This is a genomic window from Pseudomonas sp. MYb13, assembly GCF_002980075.1.
In the GTDB taxonomy this organism is placed as follows: domain Bacteria; phylum Pseudomonadota; class Gammaproteobacteria; order Pseudomonadales; family Pseudomonadaceae; genus Aquipseudomonas; species Aquipseudomonas lurida.
The window spans coordinates 242,863-260,318 of the sequence record NZ_PCQI01000006.1 but is presented as its reverse complement, the minus strand read 5'-3'; the positions used below and the strand labels follow the sequence as shown (position 1 = coordinate 260,318).

Genomic DNA, 17,456 nt, shown 5'->3' with positions numbered 1-17,456 from the left:
ATGTTTGGTAAATTAAGTTGGGATGCGGTCCCGTTCCACGAGCCGATCGTAATGGTGACCATCGCCATGATCGCGCTGGGTGGTCTGGCACTGTTTGCAGCAATCACTTATTTCAAGAAGTGGACCTACCTGTGGACCGAGTGGCTGACTTCGGTCGACCACAAGAAAATCGGCGTCATGTACGTCATCGTTGCCATGGTCATGCTGCTGCGTGGTTTTGCCGACGCCATCATGATGCGTACCCAGTTGGCCATGGCCACCGAGGGTTCGCCTGGCTACCTGCCACCTGAACACTATGACCAGATCTTCACCGCCCACGGTGTGATCATGATCATCTTCATGGCGATGCCATTCTTCACCGGCTTGATGAACCTTGCCTTGCCGCTGCAGATTGGTGCCCGTGACGTTGCCTACCCGTTCCTGAACTCCCTGAGCTTCTGGCTGCTGGTTTCCGGCGTTGTGCTGATCAACGTTTCCCTGGGCGTCGGCGAATTCGCCAAGACCGGTTGGGTTGCGTATCCGCCATTGTCGGGCCTGCAATACAGCCCTGGCGTGGGTGTGGACTACTACATCTGGGCGCTACAGTTATCAGGGCTCGGGACGACATTGACGGGGGTCAACTTCCTGGCCACCGTCCTGAAGATGCGCGCCCCTGGCATGAAACTGATGGACATGCCGATCTTCACCTGGACCTGCACCTGGGCAAACGTCCTGATCGTGGCTTCGTTCCCGATCCTGGCCGCTACCATGGCGCTGCTGTCGCTTGACCGTTACCTGGATTTCCACATTTTCACCAACGAACTTGGTGGCAATCCAATGATGTACGTGAACCTGTTCTGGGCATGGGGTCACCCTGAGGTGTACATCCTGATCCTGCCAGCGTTCGGTATCTTCTCCGAAGTGATCTCGACCTTTACCGGCAAGCGCCTGTTCGGTCACCACTCGATGGTTTACGCATCGGGCGCGATCTCTGTACTGGGCTTCATGGTTTGGCTGCACCACTTCTTCACCATGGGTTCGGGGGCCAGCGTCAACGCCTTCTTCGGCCTGGCGACGATGCTGATTTCCATCCCGACGGGGGTGAAGCTATTCAACTGGCTGTTCACCATCTACCACGGTCGTCTGCGCATGACCAGCCAGGTCCTGTGGACCCTGGGCTTCATGGTGACCTTCGCCATCGGCGGCATGACCGGCGTACTGCTGGCCATTCCAGGTGCTGACTTCGTACTGCACAACAGCCTGTTCGTGATCGCTCACTTCCACAACGTGATCATCGGTGGTGCTGTATTCGGTTACATCGCTGGTTTCAGCTTCTACTTCCCGAAAGCGTTCGGCTTCAAGCTGCACGAAGGTTGGGGCAAGGCTGCATTCTGGTTCTGGATCTCGGGCTTCTTCGTCGCGTTCATGCCGCTCTACGCTCTGGGCTTCATGGGCATGACCCGTCGTCTGAACGCCACCACCAACCCTGAGTGGGTGCCGTACCTGTACGTCGCCATGTTCGGTGCGGTGATGATCGCTGTGGGTATTGCCTGCCAGCTGATCCAGCTGTACGTGAGTATCCGTGACCGTAAGCAGAACGCTTGCGAATCCGGTGACCCATGGAATGGCCACACCCTGGAATGGTCGACTTCGTCGCCACCACCGTTCTACAACTTCGCCGTGATCCCTACTGCGAACACCATTGATGCGTTCACCGAAGCCAAGGAAGACGGTACTGCGTACCAGCGTCCTAAGCACTACGAACCGATCCACATGCCAAACAACACCGCCACTGGCGTGGTGATGGGTGCGCTATTGACCGTGTTCGGTTTCGCGATGATCTGGCACATCTGGTGGCTGGCAATCGCGAGCCTGGTGGGCACCATCGGCTACTTCATCGTCCACGCTGCACGTGATGATCAAGGCTACATGGTGCCGGTCGAGACGATCGAACGCATCGAAGCCGAGCAACACGCTCGCCTGGTCGCCGAGAAGAAAATCCCGGCCAACCGTGTAGAAACCTCGTTGGAACAGGCTTAAACCATGTCGAACTTAGTGACCAATGCTGGACACGCCCATGTCGATGACCATGGGCACGATGACCATCACCACGACTCGGGGCCGATGACCGTTTTCGGTTTCTGGCTCTACCTGATGACCGACTGCATCTTGTTTGCGTCGATCTTCGCGGTGTACGCGGTACTGGTAAACAACGTAGCGGGTGGCCCGTCGGGCCACGACATCTTCGAACTGCCCTACGTGCTCGGCGAAACCGCCTTGCTGTTGTTCAGTTCGATCACCTACGGCTTCGCCATGTTGGCCTTCTACAAGGGCAACAAGAAAGGCGTACTGAGCTGGTTGGCACTGACCTTCCTGTTCGGCCTGGGCTTTATCGGCATGGAGATCAACGAGTTCCACCTGCTGATCTCCGAAGGCTACGGCCCGCACCGTTCCGGCTTCCTGTCCGCGTTCTTCACGCTGGTAGGCACCCACGGTCTGCACGTAACTGCCGGCCTGCTGTGGATGGCGGTGATGATGTATCAGGTCAATAAACACGGCCTGACCAACACCAACAAGACTCGCCTGAGCTGCCTGAGCCTGTTCTGGCACTTCCTGGACGTGGTCTGGATCTGCGTCTTCACCGTTGTTTACCTGATGGGGACTCTGTAATGGCTAATGCACACTCCCATGACCATGACAGCCATGATTCGAGCCACGGCAGCGTTAAGTCGTACGCTATCGGCTTCATCCTGTCGGTAATCCTGACGCTCATCCCGTTCGGTCTGGTGATGTACCCGACCCTGCCGAAGTCGATCACTCTGATGATCGTGCTGGCATTCGCGGTGATTCAGGTTCTGGTTCACCTGGTGTACTTCCTGCACCTGGATCGTTCTAAAGAGCAGCGCGATAACGTGATTGCGTTCGTGTTCGCAGGCTTAGTAATCCTGCTGCTGGTTGGCCTGTCGATATGGATCATGTTCAGCATCCATACGTTCATGATGGCGAAGTGAGGTAAGACCCGATGTCGCTTAAGCACTTTATCCAAATCACCAAACCGGGGATCATTTTCGGTAACGTGCTTTCTGTGGCGGGCGGTTTCTTCCTGGCCTCCAAGGGACATGTCGATCTGGCCATCTTCCTGGCTGCAATGATCGGCACATCCCTGGTGGTAGCTTCCGGATGTGTGTTCAACAACTGCATCGACCGTGACATCGATATCAAGATGGAGCGCACCAAGAATCGCGTGCTGGTCCAGGGCCTCATCTCCCTGAAACTGGCACTGATCTACGCGACCGTCCTGGGTGTTGCCGGTGTGGCATTGTTGTACAAGGTGGCCAATCCGCTGGCGGCGCTGTTTGCCGTGATCGGCTTTGTCATCTACGTCGGCCTCTACAGCCTGTACCTCAAGCGCAAGTCGGTTCACGGCACGCTGGTGGGCAGTCTGTCGGGGGCGATGCCGCCGGTGATTGGTTATGTGGCTGTAACCAATAGCTTCGACATGGCCGCGCTGACGCTACTGGTGATGTTCAGCCTGTGGCAGATGCCGCATTCCTACGCCATCGCGATTTTCCGCTTCAATGACTACCTGGCTGCTTCGATTCCGGTCTTGCCGGTCAAACGCGGCATCCAGGTCGCCAAGAAACACATCCTGCTGTACATCCTGGCCTTCCTCGTGGCGACCTTGATGTTGACCTTCAGTGGCTACGCCGGCATGAGCTACCTTGCCGTCGCCGCGGCCATGGGCATGTACTGGTTGTACATGGCCTGGACCGGCTACAAGGCGGTGGACGACACCGTCTGGGCGCGCAAGCTGTTCGTGTTCTCGATCTTCACCATCACCGCGCTCAGCGTGATGATGTCCCTGGATTTCCAAGTGCCGAAAGAGCTGTTGCTGACCTACGCTCACTGAGTGGTACCGCAGTGAAAAAGCCCCGCCTTCGAGAGAAGCGCGGGGCTTTTTCTTGGGCGCGGGTTTAAATTCGCGGGCGTACTTCTCGTCATACCTCTCTGTACGCGCTGTGCGAATCCATCACCCGCCAACAAGGAGTAGCCACATGGTGAGCGTAAGTCGTCGGTCCCTTCTCGCCCTGGGCGCCGCCCTGCCTTTGCTGGGGCGCCTTGATTGGGCTGTTGCCAGCCCGCCGTCGAACACGACTGACAAGGTGCTGCTCAACTACAACGAAAGCCCCTACGGACCCTCACGGGCCGCCCGTGAGGCCATGCAGCAGGGAATTGCCGCATCCGGGCGTTATCCCTACAAACACATGTACGCCCTGGCCGCGCTGTTTGCCCAGCAGCAAGGCCTGTCGGAAGAGCAGGTGGCGGTGTTTTCGGGCTCCATGGCAGCCCTGCGCTATGCCGTCCTGGCATTCACCCGCCAGACCCGAGGGCTGGTGATGGCCACACCGTCCTACGAAGTACCGCGCCAGGCGGCCGAGTCGAACAAGGCACCGGTGAAGGAAGTCAGCCTGAGCGCCGACCACGCCCACGATATTCCGGCCATGCTCGCCGCCGACCCCGAGGCCGGCATGTTGTACCTGTGCAACCCCAACAACCCCACCGGTACCATCACCCCCACCGAGGCCATCCGCCAGGCATTGGCGGAGAAACCCAAAGGCAGCGTGCTGGTGGTGGACGAGGCTTATATCGACTTCGCCGACGTACCCAGCGTCGTCAGTTGGGTCAAGGACCACGATGACCTGCTGGTGCTGCGCACCTTCTCGAAAATCTACGGCATGGCCGGCGCCCGCCTGGGCCTGGCGATCGGTCACCCGGCGCTGCTGGAGCGGCTGGCGGTGTTCGGCGGTGATAACGTCCCGGCGGGCACCACCTTGCTCGGCGGCCTCGCCAGCCTGGAAGACGTGAAACTGCTGCCACAACGCAAGGCGCTCAACCAACAACAGCGCGATGAGACCGTGGCCTGGCTGCAAGAGCGTGGGTTCACGTGCACGGCGTCACAGGCCAACTGTTTCATGATCGACGTGAAACAACCGGCGGAGCAGGTGATCGAGGCACTGGCGGCGCAAGGCGTGATGATCGGGCGGGTGTGGAAGGACTGGCCCCAGTGGGTGCGGGTGACCGTGGGGAACAAGCGGGAGATGGCGCGGTTTCGCGAGGTATTCGCGCAGGTTGAACGGGGCGTTTGATTCAGTACAAACCCAATGTGGGAGCTGGCTTGCCGGCGATTCAAACGCCTCGGTGTATCAGTGATGCCGAGGTGATGCTATCGCAGGCAAGCCAGCTCCCACATTCAGGCTTGCGGTGTTTCAGGTCACTGCTGCGCGATGCTGTACCCAGCGAACGCCGTCTGCTGCTGCAACGCAGTAATCACGCTCTTGCGGCTCAGCGGCTGTTCAGCACCGGAGTTATCCACAAAGCTCTCGACTTCCAGCTCGGCTTCATCCCCATCGCCCACAAAGCTGAAGCCCAGGAACTCGAACGCCTCACGATCGACGTTCAGTTTCGAGCGCGGTGTACGCAGCGGCAGGGTGACGCTGCTGCCATCCTTGCTGATCACAAACACTTCGGCTTCCTTCTTGGGCCGTGACGCCTTGGTCTTGCCGGCGCTTGGGTTGCTGATGGCCTGGTGACTCTGGTTCAGCACTTTCAACGCCAGGCCATAGACCAGCTCCTGGAACTCGGGGTCGTCCTTGAAGCTGGACAGGATTCGGCTGATCGAGAACTGGGTGCTCAGGTGTTCCAGTGCAGCGTTATCGGCAGCCTCGGCATCCTTCAATTGCTTGAGCTGGCCCATCAGGTCGTAGGCCTTGTCGTCGTCGAAGGCATCGTGGGCCTGGCGGATGGCCACTCGCAGTTCGCGGATCTGGTCGCTTTCCTTGGAGGTGTGGAAAGCGTCCAGCACCATCTCGCTGATGATCTTGGCCGCTGGCAGATGCTGTGAAAGATTGATGGCGTTTTCGTATTCGGCTTTGGCGTGCAAGGCGACTACGGATTCTTCGGTGGCGGATTTTTCGGTGTAAGAATCGGACATTGAAATTTCACTACTTCAGTAAACGAGGACAAAAAAGCGTCGGGCATTTTCAGGGGGGAGGGGGAGCAGGTCAAGGCAGCACAATGCCCTTATCCCGACGCAACGCCGTCAGCGCCCGTTGCAGCCGGACTGCCCGCCCGCAAAACAGGCCTACGGTAAAGCCTGACACGCCACCCATCGCCATCAGCATCGTCGGCGTGCCGAGCAGCAACGGATGCACCGCCTGCTGGTAGCCGAAGTAGTACTTCACCGCAAAGAACAACTGCGAGATCAGCAGGGTCTTCCAGGTGCCTGGCAACACCAGGGTTTCGCCATTGGCATCCAGCCGTGCGCCTCGCGGATTGAACAGCAGCATCCCCACCAGGCTGCCCAGCACCGCGCCGCCAACCCAGGCACTGCTCGACAAGATTGAAGGCGCCAGCGACATCAACGACCACACCACCAGCACCACCGGCAGGAGCACCAGCGAGCGGCGATTCTCGCGGCCGCCCAGGCAGGCCTTGATGCCGTAGTAGCAGATCCACAGGTAAATGGCGTAGACCCAGATGGGCGTGCCTTGGAGGATATCGAGCATGATGTGCCTGCGTGCGGTGATGGGAGGGGGGCGATAGTCGTCGAGCGCTCTAGGCCGTGTCCATCGATTTGGCCCAGACCCCTATCAACACGCGGTGTCAGTATTGACCCCGGCATGGCCTGCACCTGCGCGGCGGCGTTCGTCATGCGCAACGTCCCGATCGGTGTGCGCGAGAAATTCCCGCGGGGCAAGCCTGCCGATGCGCGTGACTAGTCCAACTGCTTGAGGCAGGCCTCGAGGATATCCAGGCCTTCCTCCAGCACCGCAGGTTCAATGGTCAGCGGCGCCAACAAGCGGATGATGTGCCGCGCCTTGCCGCTGGGCATCAGCAACAACCCCGCGTCCCGCGCCAGGCTCAATAATTGAGCAAGCTGTTTGGGCGCGGGTGAGCCGTCGGCGTTGGCCAGCTCGATGCCGCGCATCGCACCCACGCCGGTCAGTCGACCGAGGTAGGGCGTCAGGCCTTGTGCGCGCCAGGTTTCATAACGGCTGACGATGGCTTCTTCCTGTTGTGAGCCCCAGGCGTGCAGGTGTTCATCGGTCATTGCATCGAGGGTGGCCAGTGCCGCCGCACATGCGATGGGATTGCCGGAATAGGTGCCGCCCAGTCCACCTTTGGGCAAGTTGTCCATCAGCGCCTTGCGCCCCACCACCGCGCCCAACGGCACGCCCCCGGCAATACTTTTGCCCAACAGGATCAAGTCGGGTTCGATACCCAGGCGCGAGAAGGCGAAACGGTTGCCGGTACGGCCAAAGCCCGATTGGATTTCATCGGCAATCAGCAGGATAGTGTTCTCATCGCAAAAGCGCCGCAGGGCCTGGGCGAATTCGCTGTCCAGCGCGAGAAAGCCACCTTCGCCCTGCACCGGCTCGATGATGAAACAGGCCACATCGGCGACGTCGATTTCCACGCTGAACAGGCGGTCCATGGCCTTCAGCGCTTCGCCACAGGTCACGCCGTTGTCGGCACTGGGGTAGGGCAAGTGATACACCGGGCCCGGCAGTACACCGACCTTTTGTTTGTAGGGCGCCACCTTGCCGTTGAGGTTGAGCGTGGCCAGGGTACGGCCGTGGAAAGCGCCGTCGAAGGCGACCACTGCGGTACGGCCGGTGGCGCCACGCACGATCTTCAGCGCGTTCTCCGCCGCTTCCGCGCCGCTGTTGGTGAGCATGCCGCTGACCGGATAGTCCACCGGCATGAACGCGGTCAGGCGGTCCATCAACTCGATATACGGCGCGTGTGGGGCAGCGTTGAACGCGTAGTGAGTCAGCCGGGTGGCTTGCTCGCGAATGGCTTCGACCACGCCAGGATGGCAATGGCCGAGGTTGAGCACACCGATACCGCCGACAAAGTCGATATAGCGTTTGCCCGAGGTGTCCCAGACCTCGGCGTTTTTACCGTGGCTGAGGCTGATGGGGTGAACGATGGAGATCGATTGGCTGATGGTTTCGCGGCTCATGAATCGGGGACTCGGCAGTGACGGGCTTGTTTTTATCTAAGCCGGGCGCCTGCCTTTGTCGCAAACGAAATAAAGTCGCCGGGTCATTATTAAAAGTCGGGATGTGCGCCGATGTATTCCACCATCCAGTTCAGGAAGGCCTTCACCTTGGGAATCTCGCCGGCATGTTCGGCGTGGGCGATAAAGTGCGCGCCGCTGCTGGGCATCGCATAGTTCCACGGAATCACCAGGCTGCCCTGGGCCAGTTCTTCGGCCACCAGGTACTGCGGCACCAAGGCCACGCCATAGCCTGACTGCGCCGCGCGAATGCACATGTAGAACGTGTCGAAGCGCGGTCCGTGGTAGCTGTTCTGCGAGTGCAGGCCCTGTTCCAGGAACCATTCGTGCCAGGCTTCCGGGCGCGAGGTGCATTGCAGCAGCGTGTGGTGCGACGACGCATCGCTGCCCTCGGCGACGAAACCCGGTGCACACACAGGTACCACGGCTTCACGGAACAGCTCGATGCAGGTCGCTCCCGGCCATGAGCCCTGGCCGAAGAAAAACGCGATATCGGCCTTGGCCTGCAGCACATCGAAGGGCTCCAACTCGTTGCGCACATCCAAGTGGATATTTGGATGTTTCGCTGCAAATGTCTTGAGTTTGGGCACCAGCCAACGGTCGCCGAAGGTTGGTTGGGTGGCGATGCGCAGCACTTCGGTTTCGCCGCCGTAGGTGAGGATGTAGCGACTGGAAATGTCCACTTGGGTCAGGATCTTGTGCACTTCTGCCAAGTACAGCGACCCCGCCGGCGACAGGTACAAGCGCTGGCGCACGCGTTCGAACAGGTTATGGCAGAGCATCTCTTCCAACTGCGCCACCTGCTTGCTCACTGCGCTCTGGGTCAGGTGCAGCTCTTCGGCGGCGCGGGTGAAACTCAAATGGCGGGCGGCCGCTTCGAAGCATTGCAGGGCGGTCATCGAAGGGGTCAAGCGTTTTGAAATCATGCAGTTCATTCCAAATCGGAAGGAGCCTTTGCCTAAAGGTCGTTTGTGGCAGCGGCGTAAAGCCGTTGATACTGCCCGGCAGCACTATAAACCGGCGCGGGCTGTGCGGCGCCGAATAATAAGGAATGACAGGGAGAGCCTTGCATGAACCCATTCAAAATGACGTTGGCCGCCATTGGCACCGCCGCCGCGCTTGGCCTGGCGAGCACCGCGCAGGCGGGCGTGACCTTGGACGCGATCCAGAAAAAAGGCTTCATCCAATGCGGCGTCAGCGATGGGCTGCCGGGCTTCGGCGTACCGGACAGCCAAGGCAAGATGACCGGTATCGATGTGGACGTGTGCCACGCAGTGGCGGCTGCCGTATTCGGCGATGCGTCGAAAGTGAAGTTCACCCAACTGACTGCCAAGGAACGCTTCACTGCGTTGCAGTCCGGTGAGATCGACCTGATCTCGCGCAACACCACGTGGACCAGCTCGCGTGATTCGGGCATGGGCCTGGTCTTCACCGGCGTGACTTACTACGACGGTATCGGCTTCCTGGTGAATAACAAGTTGGGCGTCACCGGTGCCAAGCAATTGGACGGTGCGACCGTGTGTATCCAGGCGGGCACCACCACCGAACTCAACGTCTCGGATTACTTTCGCACCAACGGCATGAAGTACACGCCGATCACCTTCGACACCGCCGACGAAAGCGCCAAGGGCCTGGAAGCCGGGCGTTGCGACGTGCTGACCACCGACCAGTCGGGCCTCTACGCCCAGCGCATCAAGATGGCCCACCCGGACGAGTTCGTGGTGTTGCCGGAAGTGATTTCCAAGGAACCGTTGGGGCCGCTGGTGCGCAAAGGCGATGACGAGTGGTTCAGCATCGTCAAGTGGACCCTGTTCGCCATGCTCAATGCCGAGGAAATGGGCATCACCTCGCAGAACGTCGAAGAGCAGGCCAAGACCAGCAAGAACCCGGATGTTGCACGGCTGCTGGGGGCCGACGGTGAATACGGCAAGGACCTGAAACTGCGCAAGGATTGGGTGGTGCAGATCGTCAAGCAAGTGGGTAACTACGGCGAAGTGTTCGAGCGCAATATCGGCCAGGGCAGCGTGCTGAAGATCAAGCGCGGCCTCAATGCGCTATGGAACAACGGCGGTATCCAGTACGCGCCGCCGGTTCGATAACACGCCGGGGTGTCATTGCGACACCCCATCCTTCCCCGCAGCCTTGGCGCGATACAACGCCTGGTCGGCACGCGCCATCAGGGCCGCGGGGGATTCATCCCGCTCACGCTCGGCAACGCCCAGGCTCAGGGTGACGTTGAAATCACCCGCGTGTGGCGTGCTCCTCATTGTCTGGTGAATGCGCTGCGCCAGTGCGGTGGCGGTCTCCAGCGAGGTTTTGGGCAGCACCAGTACAAACTCGTCACCTCCCCAACGGGCGAGCAGGTCAGCCGGGCGCAGGCAGCTTTGAAGGCACGCCACCACCCGCACCAGCGTCTGGTCGCCCACGCTGTGACCGTACCGGTCATTGATCGGCTTGAAGTTATCGATATCCACCGCGATCAACGCCAGCGGCAGCCGAAAGCGCTGGGCGCGGTCGCACGCTTGCAGCAATACTTTTTCCAGAAGGTAGCGGTTGGCAACCAGGGTCAGGGCATCCCGCTCGGCCAGGGCGCGGTTTTCATCCAGCTGAAGTTGCAATTGCTGATTGACCCGCGACAGTTCGCGCGTGCGTTCAGCCACCAATGCCTCAAGGGATTGATTGCGTCGTTCCAACTGTTCAACGGAGCATTTCCTGAGGTGTATATCGCGGTGTGCCCCCACCATGCGCGCCACCGAGCCGTCGGCATTGCGCGCAATCACGTAGCCCCGGTCTTCGATCCACAAATAGCTGCCATCCTTTTTGCGGCAACGGTACTCGGCTTGGTAGTGGGGCGCGCGACGGTGGATGTAGTCGTCAAACAGCTTCATCACCTGGGCGTAATCGTCCGGGTGAATCACGTTCTCCCAGGTGAACACGCTGTTCTCCAGCGCATGGCGGTGGTAGCCAAGCATTTCGTACCACCCTGGACTGCGGTAGACGAACCCGGTATTGGCGTTCCAATCCCAGATTCCGTCGCTGACCAACTCCAGTACGGTGTGCAGCATGTCGGCGTTGAAGTGAGAGAAGTCTTGCTTCAGCGGATTGTTGTCGGAGGTATCGCCCATCTTCGCGTTCCTTGCCTGGGCTGGCATTCAAGACCAGCCGATGTTGACGCCGATACTCCGTGGCTGGCGCTACTGTACAACGTGGCCTGGTTGCTTTGAATAGGGCGGGTGCACCGCTGAAGGTTGGTGGCCATTAGCTATTGCTGCGGGGCTTCCATCCGCGTCCGCGCCTTGCCATCTGCGTTGTGCTGGTAGATCGCTTCAGGCTGGCCCTGCTCATTGAAAAACACCTGGCCAATCCCCGCCGAGTTCCATAGCCGCTCGCCGGCTTCGGCATGCTCCGGGATATGCGGCACTACCTGCATGGTACGGCGACGGGTGAACCAGTTGAGGGGCGAGCGCGGCGAGTAAAGCCAGCGATTGAGGCGGTCGAACCATTCCAGCAGGCGCGGGGGGAACTCGTTCTTGATGCCGCTGCTGGTGATCTGCCAGATCCTGGGGCCGGCATTGCGATGGCGGATGAGCACCTCGTAGACGAACGAGTAGTGCACGTCCCCGGAGAGAATTACGTAGTTACCCGGTGTACGCGAGTGACGGAAGATATTGAGGATTACATGGGCCGCGCCGCGATGGGCCATCCAGTTTTCGGCGTCCACCAGCAACGGGTGGCCGCACCAACTGAAGATTTTCTGCACCGTCTCGATCAACTTGACGCCAAAGATCGGCGCGGGCGAGACGATGATGGCCGAAGGGTGGTCCAGCAGTTCCTGTTGCAGTTCACTCAAGGCCTCCCAGTCCAGCAGGCCGGAGGGTTGCTTGAGGGTGAACTCGCTGCGCCAACGACGGGTGCGGGTGTCGAGCACCACCAGGGCGGGGGTGGTGGGCAAGACGTAATGCCACTGCTGGAACGTGAGCAGCGTATCGATCAATTCATCCTGCGCGACGGCCTCGAGGTGGTTGGCCTGGGCCCGGTGGGTGAGCGCCTGGGTCTGGCTCACCTGTTCGCCAAATGCATCCGGCTGATTGCCCCAGCCCTGGCACAGCATGTAGGCCAGCAGGGCGTTGCCGATGATGCGTTTGGAGAATGGGTGGCCGTAGGCAGTTTCTTCCCATTGGGCACTGAGGTTCCAGTCGTCGGTGATGTCGTGATCGTCGAAGATCATCAAGGTCGACAGGTGGGCGAAGACCCGCGCGACGCCCGGCAGGCCGTCGCGGAATCGGTCGACCTGTACCTGTTCGCGGGCATATCGCTGCTGTTCTTCTGGGCTCAGTTGCGGCGTTTGGGGCGTGATCAGCGTCCATGGCGTGGGTGACCACACCAGCAGATACATCGCGATGACTTCCGCGAACGTCACCAGATGATTGTCCGCGGTGCTGCTGGTGAAGATGGGCTTTTTCACGCCCCCAAAGAAGCGCTCACGCAGGGTTTCGTTACTGTCCAGTGCCGGCAGCAGGTCGGCACGGTGGTAGTAACTGGCACGATGCCCATAGAGGGTGGCGCTGTCGTCTACCACGGCGCCCTCCAGGTATTCGTCAAACAGGCCTAGACGGTCGATCACTGCATGAATTGCCCGCAGCATTGGCCCGGCCACGTCGTCGGCGTACACCTGGTCGCCGCTCATCATCAGCAGGGTTGGGCGGTCGGCCGGGGTCTGGGCGTCGGCCAGCAGGCGGTCGACGCACAGCAGGCCTTCGTCGGCGCTGTGATGGGGTTTGCGGCACGAGCCGTGTACCAACTGATGGATACGGCCGTGCAAAACGAAACTCGGTAATTGGGCATTGGCGTACAGCAGGTGCGGGGCCCAGTCGGCGATACCGCCGTCGTCACACAACAGGTCGTAGCTGATCTCCACGTCCAGGGGCAGGGCGTCATCCAGCGACACATCGATCAAGTGGATAAACGCCTGGCGACCCACCGGTACGACTTGGCAGTGGTCGAGTGTGATCTCCCGTGTCTGCGTGGGCAGATGCAGCGTTAGCGTCAACGTCAGTGCTCGGCTGCCGACAAGCCACAACACCAGGCGCCGAGGTTCGAGGCGTCGCAGCAGTGGGCCGGCCAATACGGCGGGCAGTGTGTCGAGGTGCGGCATGCAGGCAAAGATTCCAGGCTGGATTGAACCGGCAAGATTATCGCAGTGAATGTCAGTGTTTTGTTAACAGGGCAATACGAAGGGCCGTGCACAGCCCTTCGCATCATAGTGGGTTAAAGCAGATTGCCTTGGCCCAGGCTGTCTAGCCCACCGCCGGTTTTGCGTTGTCGGTCATTGGCTGCCGAGCCTTGAACATCCGCGGCGTTCAGTTGGATGCGTGTGTCATCAAGGCTGCGCTTCTTGCGCAGCAGCCCTGCATCGTCCTGCTGCAGCGTGGGGTATTGAAAGTTGCCAAGTGTGTGGTTGATTGCGCCAAGCATGGGCGTTTCCTTCTAGATCAGTAGGGAATGCTTCGACTCATGGAGCGAAGCGAAGCCAAACTTATAGGGGGCAAACCGGCCCAGCTATAAACGCCCTGCTGCAAGATATGACGGGCCCTTGTGGCGTACGCTGGAAGTCGTTGCCCGGGCTGTTTTGTGCAATCGCGCGCGCGGGGTGACGTCGCACCGTCCCTGGCTTGCAGACCAAGCGCGGCCGATTGTGTGCCACCACGTTGCGTAACGCGCTGTCGCAATCCGGCAGGTAGTGCAGGCTGTCGTCAGCGGCAACCCTCACGCCCGCGTATCGACCGTGCCGCCCATGGCGCCTGCCCGTATGAGGCTTACCTGGCAACGCGAAACAAGCGTGGGAGCTGGCTTGCCTGCGATAGCTTCACCTCGGTATCACTGATACACCGAGGCGTCTGCATCGCGGGCAAGCCCGGCTCCCACACAGGCGCCACATTCATACCGCATCAGACATGCGAGTCCTTGATGACCTTCGGCACCGTAAAACGGAACTCACTGCCGCGGCCCACTTCACTTTCGGCAACGATCTTGCCGCCATGGGCCTGGACGATGCCTTGCGTGATGTACAGCCCCAGGCCGCTGCCGGTGGGGTTGTTTTCCGCCTGGGTCCAATACCGATCGAACACATGCGGCAGTTGTTCCGGCGCAATCCCCTCACCGGAGTCGCGTACCGAGAAGACGATTTCCTCGCCATTGCTCATGGCGCTGATGCCGATATTGCCCTGGCGCGGGGTGAACTTGATGGCGTTGCCGATCAGGTTCGACAACACCTGGAACATACGCTCAGGGTCGCCATTGATCTGCAGGCCCGGCTCGGCGTTGAACGACAGGTCGATGCCCTTTTCCATCGCCAGCGGTGCGAGCAAGGAGTAAGCCTCTTCGAACATCTGGCTCACGTCGAGCGTCACTGGCTTGACCACATACCGTCCGGCCTCGATTTTCGAGGTGTCGAGCAGGTCTTCCAGCAGCACGTTCATGCGCCCGGCAGCCTGTTGCATCGTGTCGATGGCCGAGGAAATCCGACGCGAGGTGTGCGGGCCATCAGAACTGAAGGCTTTTTGCATCATGCCGCACAGCATGGAAATCACGGTCATCGGGTTGCGCAGGTCGTGGGACACCACCGCCACCAGCTCATCACGCGCGCGTACGGCTTGTTGTTCGCGCAGCACCTGTCGCGCCAAGTCGTTTTCCAGGGCCGAGCGGCGCAGGTCGTTGGCGGCGAAACGGTCGCCATGGCTCCACTTGGTGGAAATGCCGGCCATTTCCACTTTCCAGATTTCAAACGATGTACGTGGGCGAAGGCGCAGGCCACCGTTAGAGTTTTCCAGGGCCAGCGGCTTATCTGGGTTGCCGCTCCAATTGATGTTCTCTTTCACTTCCGGGCGAAACCACAGCACGCCGTTGTCCACGGGCTTGGGCAGGCTCATGGCCAATACACCGCTGGCCACCTGCTGGAACTCCACTGCCGGCGGGTACACTGACACCAGGTTATGGCTGGAAAACACCGGCTCGCCGCTTTTCTGGAGCCACTTGTGCAAGGCGCGGATCTGCGCCGGCTCCGGGCAGTTGCCATAGCGGTGCAGTTGCTTGTCTTCGATAATGGCCACGCCGCCGGACAAGGTCAGCTCCATCAGCAACTGACCTTGCTGGGCCAGGCCGTCGAACACATTGTCGTTCGAACTCTTCATCGCTTGATCCAACCGGGCCAGGGCCTCGACTTTTTCTTCACGCTGACGGCTCAGGTCCAGGGCTTCCATGGCGCTGATCTGCAGTGAAAGCACCTGGCCGATGGTCTGGCAAGTGGTGCGAAGATCGTTCGGCACCAGCAGCGGCTGGCGGTTACCGCAACTGATCAGGCCCCAGAGTTTATCGCCCTTCATCAGCGAGATGCTCATGGACGACAGCACGCCCATGTTCTGCATGTACTGGCAGTGAATCGGCGACACACTGCGCAGGGTGGAAAAGCTCAAGTCCAGCGGCTGGCCAGTGTCCGGGCGCAGCTTGGGCAGCAGCGGCACCGGCTCATAGGCCGCATTCGGGATGATGCGCAGCCAGTTGGTGCGATACAACTCGCGGGCCTGCTCCGGGATGTCGGACGCGGGGAAGAACAGCCCGTTGAAGAGTTCCATGGACGGCGCCGAGGCTTCGGCAATCACTTGGCCATGGCCTTCTTCTTCGAAGCGGTAAATCAGGACGCGGTCGTAGCCGGTGATGGCCTGGATTTCGTTCACACTGATTTCGTACAGCGCTTGCAGGGTTTTCGCCGCCTGCAAGCGTTGCAGCATTTTGCCCAGGTCGCTGCTGCGAGCATTCTGCGACCGTGGGCGGAAATCCTTGAGCCGCGGTTCGAACTCCAGCACCAGCACGTTCTGATGGCGGTGCAGCAGGCCTTCGAATTCCGCGCCGTTGAAGGTGACGTGCAGCGCAGGGGCATCGAAAAACGTGTTGTTCTCGGCCATGGCGGCAACGGCCTTGGCGTGTTCGGCGCCGACCAGGGTGTGCAGCGGCTGGTCGAGCAGTGACTCGGCGGCGTGCCCGAACAAGGTGGCGACGTTGGCGCTGATCTGAATGATCTTCAGGTCCGGTTCCGACAACGTCAGCAGCACGCCGTGGGGCTGGATCGCCCCCGGAAAACGGATAGGCTCGTCGGCGCAGTTGGCAAGCAGCTCTTCAAAATCGTCGGGTTTCATAGCAGTACCTCCTGGCTGTCGAGCCATTGCTCAAAGCAGCTGAACGTCGAACGGGCTGCATCCACCGCGCGCTGCCGGGCAGGGGCGTCCAGTGGCATGCTGCCCAGGTAATCGAGAAAATCCTTCCAGCGGCGGCCGGTTTCTATGCCGTAGACGTTCAGGAACGCGCCTCCGGTGTCGGCCTCCAGGCCCAGGCGCTGGGCCATTTCCCGACGCAACACTTGGCCGCCCAAGGTCGCGCCCTCCAGTACATACAAGGCACCGAGGCAGGCAGCGGGTGTGTCCAGCGGGGGCAGGTTGGCGCAGCGGGGCAAAGCGTTGATGGCGTGGTCATCCAGGCCAAGGGCGTAGAGGTCCCTCACCAGCGTTGGCGTTTTCACACGCATCGCCTGGTCGAAGCCTTCGGGGATCAACTCACAGTCGTACAGTGCCGCTTCCATCGGCGCATAAAAGCCGTAGTACGCCTGGAGCAAACGTTGGTACCAGTCGGCATCCAGTCGCTCGGAAAAAAACGGCAAGCGCTTTTCCAACGCTACGTGCAGCAGGGCCGTGCCGGTGCGCAACGACTCCAGCAATGAGGGCGCACCAACGTCATGGGCCTGTGAATGCATTCAATAAGCTCGAAGTGTGGGCCTCTCGGCCATGAATGACGCGTGGAAATGGGCGGCGATTCTACACACCTCATGGCCATCAACTGAACGCACAGGGCGAAAAGGCTGACCAGCGGATCAGAAAAGTCGCTCCTTGCTCCAATAATGACCCTAAAAGGCACCCTGAAGTTCGGTTCAGGTGATGTCGCGACGCTATCAGTGCATGGACAAGCCTTGCTGGGTCAACGCCGTCTGTACGCACTGAAGCAGATGCTCAGTGCTCCACGGCTTGGGCAAAAATCGCACCGAGCCTCCCAGTTGCGCCGCCAGTTTAGTGTTGCCCGAGGTGAGCACCACCGGCACCGTTGGCCAACGGTGGGCCACCACCTTGCTCAAGTCATAGCCATTGAGCAGCCCCGGCATCTGGATGTCGCTGACAATCAGGTCGACCGGATCATCGCCCCGCTCCAGGTAAATCATCCCCTCATCCGCCGAAGGAAAAGATGTAACGACTGCACCGAAATCCTCCAGTACATCGACCATTAACGCGCGAATGATTTCGTCGTCTTCCAGTACCAAAATCGATGGCTGAGCCATGATCCTTACTCCTCC

The 17,456-nt window shown here is 60.2% G+C and carries 16 protein-coding genes; 6 read left to right on the top strand and 10 right to left on the bottom strand.

What is annotated here, in order from left to right; genetic code table 11:
• From cyoB to CQ002_RS14245, 5 genes are all read left to right on the top strand, one after another.
• Positions 1-2,019, top strand: a complete 2,019-nt coding sequence (cyoB, locus tag CQ002_RS14265; RefSeq protein WP_034109296.1) for a cytochrome o ubiquinol oxidase subunit I — start codon at positions 1-3, stop codon at positions 2,017-2,019.
• 3 nt (positions 2,020-2,022) lie between these two features.
• Positions 2,023-2,649: a cytochrome o ubiquinol oxidase subunit III gene (locus tag CQ002_RS14260; protein WP_010206435.1), complete on the top strand. Its 627-nt coding sequence runs from the start codon at positions 2,023-2,025 to the stop codon at positions 2,647-2,649.
• Positions 2,649-2,990 carry a cytochrome o ubiquinol oxidase subunit IV gene (cyoD, locus tag CQ002_RS14255; RefSeq protein ID WP_017734785.1) on the top strand — a complete coding sequence of 114 codons (342 nt, stop codon included), beginning with the start codon at positions 2,649-2,651 and terminating at the stop codon, positions 2,988-2,990. The genes CQ002_RS14260 and cyoD overlap by 1 nt, the downstream gene beginning before the upstream one ends.
• An 11-nt stretch (positions 2,991-3,001) precedes the next feature.
• Entirely contained in the window at positions 3,002-3,889 is an 888-nt protein-coding gene (gene cyoE / locus CQ002_RS14250; protein WP_003194050.1) for a heme o synthase, read from the top strand.
• A gap of 145 nt (positions 3,890-4,034) precedes the next feature.
• Positions 4,035-5,126, top strand: coding sequence for a pyridoxal phosphate-dependent aminotransferase (locus CQ002_RS14245; RefSeq protein ID WP_105162841.1), 1,092 nt, complete (start codon positions 4,035-4,037; stop codon positions 5,124-5,126).
• A 125-nt stretch (positions 5,127-5,251) separates the two neighbouring features.
• Here CQ002_RS14245 and CQ002_RS14240 read toward each other — a convergent pair whose 3' ends face one another.
• The 4 genes from CQ002_RS14240 to CQ002_RS14225 form a co-directional block, all read right to left on the bottom strand.
• Complete coding sequence (locus CQ002_RS14240) at positions 5,252-5,971, bottom strand: hypothetical protein (protein WP_105162840.1); 720 nt, start codon at positions 5,969-5,971, stop codon at positions 5,252-5,254.
• 70 nt (positions 5,972-6,041) lie between these two features.
• Complete coding sequence (locus CQ002_RS14235) at positions 6,042-6,545, bottom strand: DUF6622 family protein (RefSeq protein WP_105162839.1); 504 nt, start codon at positions 6,543-6,545, stop codon at positions 6,042-6,044.
• 209 nt (positions 6,546-6,754) lie between these two features.
• On the bottom strand, positions 6,755-8,005 hold the full coding sequence (locus CQ002_RS14230) for an aspartate aminotransferase family protein (RefSeq protein WP_034109292.1): 1,251 nt from the start codon (positions 8,003-8,005) through the stop codon (positions 6,755-6,757).
• Positions 8,006-8,094: 89 nt separating this feature from the next.
• Positions 8,095-8,988, bottom strand: coding sequence for a LysR substrate-binding domain-containing protein (locus CQ002_RS14225; RefSeq protein WP_105162838.1), 894 nt, complete (start codon positions 8,986-8,988; stop codon positions 8,095-8,097).
• A 144-nt stretch (positions 8,989-9,132) separates the two neighbouring features.
• Here CQ002_RS14225 and CQ002_RS14220 point away from each other — a divergent pair, with 144 nt between their 5' ends.
• Positions 9,133-10,161, top strand: coding sequence for an amino acid ABC transporter substrate-binding protein (locus tag CQ002_RS14220; RefSeq protein WP_034109290.1), 1,029 nt, complete (start codon positions 9,133-9,135; stop codon positions 10,159-10,161).
• A 12-nt stretch (positions 10,162-10,173) separates the two neighbouring features.
• On the opposite strand, the gene CQ002_RS14215 is transcribed toward CQ002_RS14220, so the two are convergent.
• The 6 genes from CQ002_RS14215 to CQ002_RS14190 all read right to left on the bottom strand — a co-directional run bounded on the left by CQ002_RS14215 (position 10,174) and on the right by CQ002_RS14190 (position 17,441).
• On the bottom strand, positions 10,174-11,187 hold the full coding sequence (locus CQ002_RS14215; RefSeq protein WP_098467346.1) for a sensor domain-containing diguanylate cyclase: 1,014 nt from the start codon (positions 11,185-11,187) through the stop codon (positions 10,174-10,176).
• Positions 11,188-11,324: 137 nt separating this feature from the next.
• A complete protein-coding gene (locus CQ002_RS14210; protein ID WP_105162837.1) occupies positions 11,325-13,217 on the bottom strand; it encodes an alkaline phosphatase D family protein in 1,893 nt (630 codons plus the stop codon).
• A gap of 113 nt (positions 13,218-13,330) precedes the next feature.
• Positions 13,331-13,537 (bottom strand): hypothetical protein, encoded by a 207-nt coding sequence (locus tag CQ002_RS14205; protein WP_034109287.1) that lies wholly within the window; start codon positions 13,535-13,537, stop codon positions 13,331-13,333.
• 473 nt (positions 13,538-14,010) lie between these two features.
• On the bottom strand, positions 14,011-16,254 hold the full coding sequence (locus CQ002_RS14200) for an ATP-binding protein (RefSeq protein ID WP_105162836.1): 2,244 nt from the start codon (positions 16,252-16,254) through the stop codon (positions 14,011-14,013).
• On the bottom strand, positions 16,251-16,865 hold the full coding sequence (locus CQ002_RS14195) for a biliverdin-producing heme oxygenase (RefSeq protein WP_034109285.1): 615 nt from the start codon (positions 16,863-16,865) through the stop codon (positions 16,251-16,253). Before CQ002_RS14195 ends, CQ002_RS14200 begins: the two co-directional genes overlap by 4 nt.
• 195 nt (positions 16,866-17,060) lie before the next feature.
• Positions 17,061-17,441 carry a response regulator gene (locus CQ002_RS14190; RefSeq protein ID WP_034109284.1) on the bottom strand — a complete coding sequence of 127 codons (381 nt, stop codon included), beginning with the start codon at positions 17,439-17,441 and terminating at the stop codon, positions 17,061-17,063.
• Between the last annotated feature and the right edge of the window lie 15 nt (positions 17,442-17,456).